14 protein-coding genes are annotated in these 12,297 nt (G+C 66.5%); 3 read left to right on the forward strand and 11 right to left on the reverse strand.

Translation table 11 applies throughout. From position 1 onward, the window contains the following. Positions 1-19 precede the first annotated feature (19 nt). Genes J2X38_RS13285 through ccoN form a run of 9 tightly spaced genes read right to left on the reverse strand, consistent with a single transcriptional unit; the run spans position 20 to position 7,927 of the window. On the reverse strand, positions 20-250 hold the full coding sequence (locus tag J2X38_RS13285; protein WP_310254746.1) for a hypothetical protein: 231 nt from the start codon (positions 248-250) through the stop codon (positions 20-22). Further along, a complete protein-coding gene (ccoS, locus tag J2X38_RS13290) occupies positions 247-399 on the reverse strand; it encodes a cbb3-type cytochrome oxidase assembly protein CcoS (protein ID WP_310254748.1) in 153 nt (50 codons plus the stop codon). The genes J2X38_RS13285 and ccoS overlap by 4 nt, the downstream gene beginning before the upstream one ends. Continuing rightward, positions 396-2,510: a heavy metal translocating P-type ATPase gene (locus J2X38_RS13295; protein WP_310254750.1), complete on the reverse strand. Its 2,115-nt coding sequence runs from the start codon at positions 2,508-2,510 to the stop codon at positions 396-398. Before J2X38_RS13295 ends, ccoS begins: the two co-directional genes overlap by 4 nt. Next, entirely contained in the window at positions 2,507-2,977 is a 471-nt protein-coding gene (locus J2X38_RS13300; RefSeq protein WP_310254752.1) for a FixH family protein, read from the reverse strand. Before J2X38_RS13300 ends, J2X38_RS13295 begins: the two co-directional genes overlap by 4 nt. Further along, positions 2,974-4,431, reverse strand: a complete 1,458-nt coding sequence (gene ccoG, locus J2X38_RS13305) for a cytochrome c oxidase accessory protein CcoG (RefSeq protein WP_310254754.1) — start codon at positions 4,429-4,431, stop codon at positions 2,974-2,976. Before ccoG ends, J2X38_RS13300 begins: the two co-directional genes overlap by 4 nt. Then, positions 4,418-5,344 (reverse strand): cytochrome-c oxidase, cbb3-type subunit III, encoded by a 927-nt coding sequence (gene ccoP, locus J2X38_RS13310; RefSeq protein WP_310254756.1) that lies wholly within the window; start codon positions 5,342-5,344, stop codon positions 4,418-4,420. Before ccoP ends, ccoG begins: the two co-directional genes overlap by 14 nt. Next, complete coding sequence (locus J2X38_RS13315) at positions 5,337-5,495, reverse strand: cbb3-type cytochrome c oxidase subunit 3 (RefSeq protein ID WP_054731544.1); 159 nt, start codon at positions 5,493-5,495, stop codon at positions 5,337-5,339. Before J2X38_RS13315 ends, ccoP begins: the two co-directional genes overlap by 8 nt. Beyond that, positions 5,492-6,256, reverse strand: coding sequence for a cytochrome-c oxidase, cbb3-type subunit II (gene ccoO, locus J2X38_RS13320; protein ID WP_058538806.1), 765 nt, complete (start codon positions 6,254-6,256; stop codon positions 5,492-5,494). Before ccoO ends, J2X38_RS13315 begins: the two co-directional genes overlap by 4 nt. A 12-nt stretch (positions 6,257-6,268) precedes the next feature. Next, entirely contained in the window at positions 6,269-7,927 is a 1,659-nt protein-coding gene (gene ccoN, locus J2X38_RS13325) for a cytochrome-c oxidase, cbb3-type subunit I (RefSeq protein ID WP_310254762.1), read from the reverse strand. Between the two features lie 171 nt (positions 7,928-8,098). On the opposite strand from ccoN, the gene J2X38_RS13330 reads away from it, so the two are divergent. Continuing rightward, positions 8,099-8,770, forward strand: a complete 672-nt coding sequence (locus J2X38_RS13330) for an OmpW family protein (RefSeq protein WP_058538804.1) — start codon at positions 8,099-8,101, stop codon at positions 8,768-8,770. Positions 8,771-8,795: 25 nt separating this feature from the next. Here the strand turns inward: J2X38_RS13330 and J2X38_RS13335 are convergent, their stop codons facing one another. Beyond that, positions 8,796-9,485 carry a Crp/Fnr family transcriptional regulator gene (locus J2X38_RS13335; protein WP_310254764.1) on the reverse strand — a complete coding sequence of 230 codons (690 nt, stop codon included), beginning with the start codon at positions 9,483-9,485 and terminating at the stop codon, positions 8,796-8,798. 31 nt (positions 9,486-9,516) lie between these two features. Then, the gene (locus tag J2X38_RS13340; protein ID WP_058538802.1) at positions 9,517-10,326 is read right to left on the reverse strand and encodes a universal stress protein; all 810 of its coding nucleotides are present in this window, start codon (positions 10,324-10,326) and stop codon (positions 9,517-9,519) included. Positions 10,327-10,661: 335 nt separating this feature from the next. Between J2X38_RS13340 and J2X38_RS13345 the strand changes: the two genes are divergently transcribed. Then, positions 10,662-11,207 (forward strand): GNAT family N-acetyltransferase, encoded by a 546-nt coding sequence (locus J2X38_RS13345; RefSeq protein WP_310254767.1) that lies wholly within the window; start codon positions 10,662-10,664, stop codon positions 11,205-11,207. Between the two features lie 51 nt (positions 11,208-11,258). Further along, positions 11,259-12,275 (forward strand): zinc-dependent alcohol dehydrogenase family protein, encoded by a 1,017-nt coding sequence (locus J2X38_RS13350; protein ID WP_310254768.1) that lies wholly within the window; start codon positions 11,259-11,261, stop codon positions 12,273-12,275. The last annotated feature ends 22 nt before the right edge of the window (positions 12,276-12,297 follow it).

Here is a 12,297-nt window from a genome sequence, read left to right on the forward strand (position 1 = left end):
CGGGATCAACGCAGGTACGTCAGCAGCAGCCCTTTTTGACGCCGGCCGCCTTGCTGCGCCGGTCGGTGACGGCGTGGCACGCCTTGGCGCAGTCGCGCCGCTGGTCGGGATCGGCGGGATCGCCAGGGACGATCATCCGGTGTGTCGCCCCGCCGCACGAGGGCACGGACAGGATGCGCGCATCGGCCGCGACCGGCGGCTGCATCAGCGCAATGGCGCCCATTGCGACGAGGAGGTTGCGCAGCTTCATGCCCGCTCCTCCTCATCCTCGACAAAGATGCGCAGCGCGGCGCCGTCGAGATCGTCGAACTGTCCCTTGCGCAGCGACCAGAAGAAGGCGGCGAGACCGAGCAGGCCGAGACCGAGCGCAATCGGGATCAGGAAGGCCAGCCCGTTCACCGGATCGCCCTTTTGAGCCGCAGCGCATTGCCGACCACGATCAGCGACGAGCCCGACATCGCGATCGCCGCGACGAGCGGCGTGACGAAGCCGAGGAACGCCAGCGGCACCGCGACGGCGTTATATCCGATCGCGAGCAGGAAATTCTGCCGCACGATCGCCTGCGTCCGACGCGCCATATGCACCGCCTGCGCCACCGGCATCATCCGGTCGCCGAGGAAGATACAGTCGGCCGCATTCTTGCCGACGTCGCTCGCCGATCCCGGCGCCATCGACGCATAGCCCGCCGCGAGCGCGGGTCCATCGTTGAGGCCGTCGCCGATCATCAGCACCTTGCGGCCCAGCGCGACCTGCCGGTCGATCGCGTCCAGCTTGTCCTGCGGGCTCATCCCCGTCTGTGCGGTCAGCCCGAGCTGGCGCGCGACCGGCGCGACGGCCTCGGCACGATCCCCCGACAGGATCATCGCTTCGATACCCTGACGCCCCAACGCGTCGATCGCTTCGGCGGCGTCGGGCCGCAGGCGGTCGGCAAAGCGGATCGTCGCAACCGCCTTGCCGTCGACCGACAGTCCGGTCGCGAGCGCGTCGCTGAGGTCCCCCGCCTGCGGTCGGCCAAGCGTTACGATGCGCCCCGCCCAGTGCGCTTCGATGCCAAAGCCGGGTGTCTCGCGGATCGACGTCACCTCGGCGGGCTGGACATCATATGCCTGCAATCCCCGCGTCAGCGCCTCGCTCAGCGGGTGACGGCTCGCCTGCGACAGCGCGAGGATCAGCGACTTCACCCTGATATCGAGCCGTTCGAGACCGATCGCTTCGGGGCGCCCGAGCGTCAGCGTGCCCGTCTTGTCGACGAGCGCGCGGTCGACCTCGGCGAGCCGTTCGAGCGCCGATCCGTCCTTGATCAGCACGCCCGCGCGCATCAGTTCGCCCGCCGCGACGATCTGTGCCGCCGGAACCGCCAAACCGAGCGCGCAGGGGCAGGTGATGATCAGCACCGCGGCGGCGATCAGCAGGCTGTGATGCCACCCCGCCCCCGCGATCATCCATCCCGCGAATGCCATCAGCGCGAGGCAATGAACCGCAGGCGCATAAAGTCGCGCGGCGCGGTCGGCGATGCGGACATAGAGCGACTTGCCCTGCGCCGCCTCGCCCATCAGCCGCGCAATGTCGGCGATGGCGGTGTCGGCGCCCGCTGCGGTCACGCGCACCTGGATCGGCGCGTCGAGGTTCAACGTGCCGGCATGCACCCGGTCGTCGGGATGGACCGGTTGCGGTGCGCTTTCGCCCGTCAGCAGCGACAGGTCGAGCTGGCTGGCCCCGCCGATGACGACCCCGTCGGCGGACAGCCGCTCGCCCGCCGCGACAAGCATCACCATGTCGGGCTCCAGCGCGGTCGCGTCGACCCAGCGGCTGCGGCCATCGTCACCGAGCACCATCGCGCCGGTTCCCATGTTGCGCAGCAATGCCATCACGCCGCCGCGCGCGCGGTCGCGCATCACGCTGTCGAGCCAGCGGCCGCAGAGCAGGAAGAAAAGCAGCATCGCCGCGCCGTCGAAATAGGCATGCGGGCCGCTGGTCGCGGTCTCGTACAGGCTGATCGCGCAGACGAGCGCAACGCCGATGCTGATCGGCACGTCCATGTTCGTCCGGCCGTGACGGAGCGCCCGCCACGCGGAGCGGAAAAAGGGCCGCCCGGCATAGGCGACGGTTGGCAAGGCGATCGCCGCCGACAGCCAGTGAAACAGGTCGCGGGTCGCCCCGGCCGCCCCCGACCAGACCGACACCGACAGCAGCATGATGTTCATCATCGCGAAGCCCGATACCGCGACCGCGCGCAGCAGTTCGCGGCTCGTTTCCGCTTCGGCATCGGCTTCGTCGGTGCCACTCCCGATCGGATGCGCCTCGAACCCCAGGTTCGAAAAAGCGCCGATCAGGTCGGGCATGTCGGTGTCGGCGGTGCAGGACAGATGCACGCGCTTTTCGGTGAAATTGACGCGCGCGGCGGCGATGCGCCTGTCGCGCACCAGCCCCTGCTCCAGCTTGGCGATACAGCCCGCGCAACGGATATCGGGCACCGCGAAGTCACGTTCGACGAGAGCGGTGGCGGTCATTGCAGATCCTCGCGATAGCGGGCTTCGTCGGCGCCGTGCCGGACGATAAGGTCGAGCCGCCAGCGCCCTATCGCCAGCGGCTCGACCGAGCGCAGCACGCCGCCCGCCGCCGGCTCGAAACGCAGCGCAGCGGGCGCGATGCGCCCAACGGGGTGATTGATGGTCGCAGAGGCCTGAACGCCATCGAGCAGGGCTCCGTCCTTGCGGATCGTCAGAAGGACATGACGCCCCGCATCGAGCGTGATGCTCTCATTCCACCCCAGCCGGTCCTGCGCGTCGGCACGTTTTAGCCATTCGTTATAATGCTGGCTCGCAACATAGCTGTTCTCGACTACCTTGCCGCCAAAGGTCGACATGGCGAAGCGCGCCATGGTGAGATTGACCGCGATCACGACCGCAAAAAAGCCGACGAGGATCGCCGTCATATGCCGGCCGGTGAAGGCCTTGGGTTTGCGTGTGTCGGTCATTGTCCTGCCTCCGGCCGGTCGAACTGGATGATGTCGCTGTCGCCGCGCGGATCGCCGTCGAGCCCGCGCGTACCGATCGTGAAATCCTGCCGCGCCGGACCGATGGCGGGCGCCGCGACGAAAAGTTTGACGCTCGTGACGCTGTCGGCGGGCAGCGCCAGTTCGATACGCTGCCCGGCCTTTTCACGCGAACCGGCGTCGGTCCACAGCACCGCACCGGGAAGCCCGCTGACACTCACCGCGACCCGGCGCGGGCGCGTTTCCATATTGCGCAGCTTCAGCGTGTAATTGTTGCGGATGTGGCCGTCGGAAAGCTGGACGAAGAGCGGGCTGCGCTCGTGCTGGACGGCAAGGTCGAGCCGCGTCCGCTGGCCGAGCGAAAAGAGCATCGCCGCACCGATTGCGGTCCAGACGCCGAAATAGATCAAGGTGCGCGGACGCAGCAGCGTCTTGCGGATCGACTGCCCGGTGCCGCCTGCCTTTTCGGTCGCCGCATCGTCGAGCGTGCAATAGTCGATCAGCCCGCGCGGGCGACCGACCTGCGCCATCGCCCTGTCGCACGCGTCGATACAGAGTGCGCAGGTGATGCAACCGATCTGCGGCCCTTCGCGAATGTCGATTCCCGTCGGGCACACGGCGACGCACTGGTTGCAGTCGATGCAGTCGCCGAAGCCGCCGGGGTGAGCCTGCGCCTTCTTGACGCTGCCGCGCGGTTCGCCGCGCCAGTCCTTGTATGTCACCAGCAGCGATTTTTCGTCCATCATCGCGGTCTGGATGCGCGGCCAAGGGCACATATAGACGCACACCTGCTCGCGCATAAATCCGCCGAGGATGAAGGTCGTCGCGGTCAGCACGGCAACGGTGCCATAGGCGACGAGCGCCGCCTGCCCCGTCCAGAAGTCCAGCGTGAGCGTCGGCGCATCGGCGAAATACATGATCCACGCGCCGCCGGTCCAGAAGGCGATGGCCAGATAGATGCCATATTTGACCGCTCGCTTCGCCAGCTTTTCGGCTGTCCACGGGCCGTTCGCCAGCCGGACCTGCGCGTTGCGGTCGCCATCGACCAGCCGGTCGACATGCTGGAACAGGTCGGTCCACACCGTCTGCGGACAGGCATAGCCGCACCAGGCGCGCCCGACCGCACTGGTGACAAGAAACAGCCCGATCCCCGCCATGATGAGCAGGCCCGCGACATAGTAAAATTCATGCGGCCAGATCTCGATCTGGAACATGTAGAAACGCCGGTTCGCGAGGTCGACGAGCACCGCCTGATCGGGCGCGTAAGGACCACGATCCCAGCGGATCCAAGGCGTGCCGTAATAGATCGCCAGCGTCACCGCCATGATCGCCCATTTGAAGCGGCGGAAGGGACCGTTCACCGCTTTCGGGTAAACGCCCTTCCGCGCTTCGTAGAGCGGCGCCGGCTGGCCGGAGATATCTTCAGGGCTGGCCATCGGCTCCCTGCCCTTCGGTCAGGGGAGCAAGCCCCTTTTCGCCGCCGCCCAGCGAATAGACATAGGCCGACAGCATCTTGATCGTGACCGGATCGAGCCGGCCACCCCAGCGCGGCATCACGCCGTTTCGCGGCTGCGTGATCGTCGCGGTCAGGCTGTCGCGATCGCCGCCGTACAGCCAGATCGCATCGGTCAGTTTCGGCGCGCCGACCTGCCGCCCGCCTTCGCCGCCCGCGCCGTGGCAGACCGCGCAATTGTCCGCGAACAGCGTCGCGCCGCGCGACGACGACGCGCTGACCTTTTCCTGCCGGCTGATCGTGCGCACGAAACTGACGACATCGCCGATCTGCGCCGCGTCGAGAATGCCGTCGCGGCCGAAGGCGGGCATCAGGCTGGTGCGGGTCGCCTTGTGGTCGGGATTCCGGATGCCGTGGGTGACCGTATATTCGATGGTCGCCAGATCGCCGCCCCACAGCCAGTCGTCGTCGGTCAGGCTCGGATAGAGCTTCTTCACCCCCGCACCGCCAGCGCCGTGGCACTGGACGCAATGGACGCGGAACGCCGCGCCGCCGCCCTGCACCGCCGCCTGCATCAGTTCGGGCTTCGCGGGCAGATCGGTAATCGCGGTTGCGGCGATGGCATTGACCGTCGGCGCGCGGCGCTTAGCATCGGCCGCCATTTCCTTTGCAAGGTCGCCGCGGCTCGACCAGCCGAGGACGCCCCTGGTCGCGCTGTCGACCATCGGCCACGCCGGATAGAGGACGACATAAGCCAGCCCCCAGACGATCGTGGCGTAAAAGGTCCAGAGCCACCAGCGCGGCATCGGCGTGTCGAGTTCCTCGATCCCGTCCCACTCATGGCCGACCGTGCTCGTGCCGGTCGCCTCGTCGATGCGCTGTTTCAGATCAGCCATGCTCGTCGTCCTTGAAGATCATGTTCGCGGCCTCTTCGTTGCGGGCGCGCGCGCTCGGCCGGAACGGCCAGGCGATAAGGGTGAGGAACAGCAGCGCCATCGCGAGCAGCCCCCAGCTATCGGCGAAATGGCGAAGCGCGTCGTAGCTCATCGCGCCGCCTCCGTTTCGCCGGCGCGTTCCTGCGGCGCCGCCTTGTCGACATCGACCAGCGTGCCGAGCATCTGAAGATAGGCAATCAGCGCATCCATCTCGGTCACGCGCGCGGGGTCGCCGTCAAAGTCGCGGACCTGCGCCTTCGGATAGCGCTTCTGCAGATCGCCCGCGCCGGCATCGGGGTCGGCCTGCGCCCGGATGTCATCGTTCGCCTTGGCGATGTCGGCCTTCGTATAGGGCACACCGACGCGATAGAGCGCGGTCAGGTCGTTCGCCATGTCGCCCGTCTGGAGATCGCGTTCGGCGAGGAAGGCATAGGGCGGCATGATCGATTCGGGCACGACGCTGCGCGGGTCGATCAGATGCGCCTTGTGCCATTCGTCCGAATAGCGGCCGCCGACGCGCGCCAGGTCGGGCCCGGTGCGTTTCGACCCCCATTGGAACGGGTGGTCGTACATGCTCTCGGCGGCGAGGCTGTAGTGGCCATAGCGTTCGACCTCGTCGCGGAACGGACGGATCATCTGGCTGTGGCAGGTGTAGCAGCCCTCGCGCATGTAGATGTTGCGTCCGGCGAGCTCGAGCGGGGTATAGGGGCGCATGCCCTCGACCTTCTCGACCGTGTTGTCGATCCAGAAAAGCGGCGCGATCTCGACGATGCCGCCGATGGTGACGGTGAGCAGCGCGAGCGCGCCGAGCAACGTCACATTGCGTTCGATCTTCTTGTGGCTGAAGCCCTGTTTGGCGGGTCTGGTGGCCATGATCCGGGCTCCTTATTCGGCAGGGACGGGCGCGAGCGGGCAGTCCGCTGCGGCGTTGTACGGGGTTTCGGTCATCGGCTTTTCGGCGCGCACCTTGCCGCTGAGCGTCGCCCAGACGTTGAAGACCATGATCAGGAAGCCGGCGAGATACATCGCCCCGCCCGCGGCGCGGATCAGGTACATCGGGTGCATCGCCGCGACGCTTTCGACGAAGCTGTAGACGAGGTAGCCGTCGGCTCCATATTCGCGCCACATCAGGCCCTGCATGATGCCCGCGACCCACATCGACGCGGCGTAGAAAACGATGCCGACGGTCGCGAGCCAGAAGTGCCAGTTGACCATGCGCAGGCTGTAGAGCCGCTCGCGTCCCCACAGGCGCGGCACGAGGTAATAGACAGCCGCGAAGGTGATCATGCCGTTCCACCCGAGCGCGCCGCTGTGGACGTGGCCGATCGTCCAGTCGGTGTAATGCGACATCGAGTTCACCCATTTGATCGACATCATCGGGCCTTCGAAGGTGCTCATGCCGTAGAAGGCGAGCGCCATCACCATCATGCGGATGATCGGGTCGGTGCGGATCTTGTCCCACGCGCCGTTGAGCGTCATCAGACCGTTGATCATGCCGCCCCAGCTCGGCATCCACAGGACCACCGAAAAGACCATGCCCAGCGTCTGCGCCCAGTCGGGCAGCGCGGTGTAATGGAGGTGGTGCGGCCCCGCCCAGATGTAGAGGAAGATCAGCGACCAGAAGTGGATGATCGACAGGCGATAGCTGTACACCGGCCGCTCGGCCTGCTTCGGCACGAAATAATACATCATCGCGAGGAAGCCCGCGGTCAGGAAGAAGCCGACCGCATTATGCCCGTACCACCATTGCGTCAGCGCATCCTGCACCCCGGCAAAGGCGGCATAGCTCTTCGACCCGAAGATGCTCGCCGGCACCGACAGATTGTTGACGATGTGGAGCATCGCAATGGTGACGATGAAGCTGAGGTAAAACCAGTTGGCGACATAGATATGCGGCTCGCGGCGCTTGACGATCGTGCCGGTGAAAACGACCAGATAGGCGACCCAGACGATCGTCAGCCATAGGTCGACATACCATTCGGGCTCGGCATATTCGCGTGCCTCGGTGACGCCCATCAGATAGCCGGTGGCGGCAAGCACGATGAAGAGCTGGTATCCCCAGAAGACGAAACGCGCGAGCGTCGGGAAAGCGAGCCGCGCGCGGCAGGTGCGCTGGACGACGTAAAAGCTCGTCGCGATCAGCGCGTTGCCGCCGAAGGCGAAGATGACCGCCGAGGTGTGCAGCGGCCGCAGCCGCCCGAAGGTCGTATATTCGAGGTTGAGGTTCAGCGCCGGGAAAGCGAGCTGGAGTGCGATAAAGAGCCCTGCGGCCATGCCGGCGATGCCCCAGAACAGCGTGGCGACGACCCCCCAACGCACCGGATCGTCGTCATAGACGCCCTGATCGGCGGGCATCTTCAATATCCCGCGCGCGATCGCCTCATAATCGGCGCGCGACACGGTCGTCCAGAGCATCAGCAAAGCGGCCAGCGCGACGATGATCATATGGACGGCGAAGGGCGCATCGACCGCGACCGCCGCCATCACCAGCGCGAGCAGGGCCAGGCCGAGCCAGCCCCCCGCCTTTGCTACCAGAGTGTCCATATCGCTTGTCCCTGTTTTCGCGCGGCTTTGACGCCGCATGGTTCAGGACCGCTCTTGGCCGTGCGGCGGGGCAAAAACATTGACCAGGATCAACGAATAGATTGCGCGGCATCAATGCCCGGCGGCCACGCCGGGTGCAGGGAGCCCAGGTCAACGCAAGGAGCAACGACCATGAAAAAACAGCATCTCTCGCTGATCGCGCTGGCGGCCGCCGCCGCAATTCCCGGGCAGGCCGCGGCCAAGGCCGGCGATGTCCAGTTCAAGATTTTCGCGACCTATGTCGCGCCCGACGGCAAGATCAGCGACGTCAAGCTCGACGGGATCGGCCTGCCGGCCGGGACGCAGACGAAAGCCGACGACAATGTGACGCCGACGGTCGCGATCGAATATTATGTCGCCGACCATATCTCGCTCGAGACGATTGCCGGGGTGACCCAGCATGACGTGAACGGCCGTGGCGCGCTGAGCGGCGCGACGTTGGTGTCGAACGCCAAGATCGTCCCCGCGACGCTGACGCTCAAATATCATTTCGGCAAGGAAGGCGGCATCCAGCCTTATGTGGGGGCGGGTCCGAGCTACTTCATCTTCATCGACGAAAAGCCCGGCGCCACGACCCGGTCGCTCGGCGCGACCCGCCAGAAGATGGGCGACAAGCTCGGCGCCGCGCTCCAGGCCGGGGTCGATATTCCGGTGAACGACAAGGGACTCGCGCTATCCTTCGATGCCAAACGCTATTTCCTGCGTCCGACCGCGACATGGTATGCCGGGACGACCGAGGTGCTGAAGACGCGGCACAAGCTAGATCCCTGGGTGATCAGCGCCGGCGTCGCTTTTCGTTTCTGACCTCCCAACTGGCGCCGGTGGCCGGTCAGCCTGCCATTTCGTTCAGAGCCGCAAGGTCGTTGATGACGATCTTGCGGCGGGATGGAAGGTCGATCAGGCCATCGGCGCGCATTTTGGTGAACTGGCGGCTCGTGGTCTCGATGGTGAGACCCAAGATGTCGGCGATCTGCTGACGGCCGAAGGGCAGCTCGAAGCCTCGCGCCGTATCCGCCGCACCGGGAGGTGACGACAAGCGATCGGCCATTTCGAGCAGGAAGGAAGCAACCTTCTCGGACGCCGACTTGCGCCCGAGCAGAAGCATCCAGCGGCGCGCGCGATCGAGTTCGCCGAGCGTGCGGCGCAGCAATTTTTGTTGGAGATCGGGATGGTCGGCGGCGAACTCGTCGAACTGGTCGCGATGGAAGATGCAAAGCTCGGCAGCGCTGATCGCGCTGACGCTATACGGGCTTTCCTTCCCGAACGGCCGCCCGATGAAGTCCGAGGGAAAGACGATACCAACGATCTGCTCGCGCCCGTCGGCGGTGGCGGCGACGAGTTTCAGGACGCCTTCAAGGACATTGGCGACGACCGGCGCGTCGTCGCCCTCCCACAGGAGCGTATGCCCGCTGCTCACGCGCTGGCGCCGGCCCATCCGGCCGAGCGACAGGAGCTCGTCCGGCCGCAGGCTTGCACAAATGGCACGGTTGCGCACGATGCAGGACAGGCAATCGGTCATGCGCCGGGTGCCCGGCAGGCAGGCATCGCGGTCAATGGGCGAGGAGGAGCGGCGCCGGCGCGGCTTCGAGCAGATAGCGCGTTACCCCGCCGAACAGAGTCTCGCGCAGCCGCGGACGCCCATAGGCGCCCATCACGATGAGCCCCGGTGCCATTTCCTTCGCGGTTCGCTCGAGTATCTCCTCGGGCGTAAGCGCCCCGCAATCGAGGCGGCGTAGCTCAGCATGAATGCCGTGCCGCGACAGATAGCAGAGCGCGTCCTCGGCCGGCACCCGTCCCTCATCCGGCCCGACCTGCACCATCGTCACGCTGCCCGCGCCCGCCATCAACGGCCCAGCGGCGCGCAAGGCGTGCGCGGCTTGCGGGCTGCCGTTCCACAGGATCATCACCGGGGCATCAAGGTCGAGCGGCTGGCCTTCGGCGGGCAACGCGAGCACGGGCGCGGGCACAGTCATTGCGAGGTCGCCCGCCAGCGTCGGCTGAGCGAGACCGCGCCGGTCGCGGGGGCCGAGCGATACGATGGCAAGATCGGCTAGCGTCGCGGCGAGCGAGAGCGCCGCGAGCGCATCGCCGTCGGCGATGGCGACGTCCCAGGGCACATCCTCGCGCGCGAGCTGCGCCGCGAGCCGGGTCTCGAGCTCGGCATCGGCAAGCTGCGCCTTGGCGAGCTGTTCGCGCGCCAGATACATGCCGCCAAAGGGATCGGAGGCGATGAACTGCTGGAAGGGCGAGCAGATCAGGAAACTGAGATGAGCGCCGAGGCGCCGTCCGATAGCGAGCGCCGTCTCGGTGCGCGCGGCCATGGCCGGGCTCGCGTCGGCGTGAATCAAAAGATTTCGCATGTCTTGCTCTCCTTCATGATGGAGAGGGAAGCGCTTATGCGCACCGGCTTCATTGACACCGGTCAATAAACCGCGCCCTTCAGGCCGGGCGCCATACTGCGGTCGCTCCGTATAATTACGAAATGCGCCGACCGCGCGGGGCGTTAGCCTGACGTCGCAAAGGAGCAAGCGATGCCGAGACCCAGTCCATTGACCCCATTTCGCGCGCACCCGCGCCGGACTCCGGTGAATCGCGCGCCGGCGGACCCGCGGCGCGAGCAAAGCCGTATCGCGGGCACCCTCACCCTTCGCCCTTCGCCGCTCCGGCGGTCCGATCCAAATCAAGGAGACAGAGGATGACGCTCACCAATGCGCCCGACACCACGCTCAGCGAGGCGACCGAGACTTGCCTGCAGACCCGCAGCGGCGTCGACCTTCGTCTCCGGCCGGTCGCGGAGAGCGACGCGGATATCGTCAATCATTTCTTCGACGGCCTGATGGCGGACGATATGCAGTTCCGCTTCCTGAGCGGCCAGTCGCACCTGTCGAGCGCCCAGCTCGCGGCGATGATCGGTGTCGATCATCGCCACCGCGAGCATCTGCTCGCGTTCGATGCCGCGACCTCGGAGCTGATTGCGAGCCTGCTGATTGCTGCCGACGATGCGTTCGTGACCGCCGAGGTCGCGATTTCGGTCGCGCCGGCGTATAAGACACGCGGCGTCGGCTGGACCCTCCTCAACCATGCCGTCGATCTCGCCCGCGCCCGCGGCCTCAAGACGTTGCGGTCGATCGAGAGCCGCGCCAATCGAGGCGCGATGGAGGTCGAGCGGACGCTGGGGTTCAAGGCGAGCGACTATGATGGCAACGCCACGCTCGCTCTGCTCGAACTCGAGCTTCGCTGACCTTGGCCATCGGGTCGGCGCCCGGCAGGCAGCCGGCTGGAGACACTCCCAATGGACCAAGGCTTTCATGCCATGCAGCTCGACATGCCGGGCGCACCGCTGCACCGCGTCGAACGCGCGATGCCGGCCCCGGCAGACGGCGAAATCAGGATCGCGATCACCGCTTGCGGCGTGTGCCGGACCGATCTCCATATCGCCGACGGCGACATCAGCGGCCGGCTTCCGATTGTCCCGGGACATGAGATCGTCGGCCGCGTCGACGCACTCGGCGCGGGCGTCACCCAGTTCGGGCTTGGCGAGCGGGTCGGCGTGCCTTGGCTCGGGCAGAGCTGCGGCACGTGCCCCTCTTGCGCTGCGGGCCATGAAAATCTCTGCGACGCGCCCGAGTTCACCGGCCTCACGCGCGACGGCGGTTTCGCTTCGCATGTCGTCGCCGATGCGCGCTTCTGCCTCGCAATCCCTGCCGCCTTCGACGATCTTCATGCGGCGCCTTTGCTCTGCGCCGGCTTGATCGGCTACCGCGCCTATCGCATGGCGGACAGCGCGAAGGCGCTCGGCCTCTATGGTTTCGGCGCCGCCGCACATATTCTCGCGCAGCTCGCGATCGCCGACGGCACCGATGTCTACGCCTTCACACGCGAAGGCGATACCGCTGGTCAGGATTTCGCCCGCCGCCTCGGTTGCGCCTGGGCGGGCGCGTCGACCGAAGCACCGCCGGACCCGCTCGACGCAGCGATCCTCTTTGCGCCGGTTGGAGCACTGGTTCCCGAAGCGCTACGCCATGTCCGCAAGGGCGGACGCGTCATCTGCGCCGGCATTCATATGAGCGACATCCCGTCCTTTCCTTATGCCGATCTCTGGGAGGAAAGGTCTATCCGGTCGGTCGCCAATCTGACCCGTGCCGATGGCGCGGCGTTTCTCGAAGCCGCGGCGCGCTGCGGCCTGCGGACGCATATCACCGCGCTGCCGCTCGCCGACGCCAATCGCGCGCTCGACCGGTTGCGCGCCGGCGAAGTCGAAGGCGCGCTCGTCCTCGTCCCCGAGGGCGCGGCTAGGGGGAATCCCTAATGGCGTGCCCGCACCAGCGGCG

The organism is Sphingopyxis sp. BE235 (genome assembly GCF_031457175.1).
Taxonomy (GTDB): Bacteria; Pseudomonadota; Alphaproteobacteria; order Sphingomonadales; family Sphingomonadaceae; genus Sphingopyxis.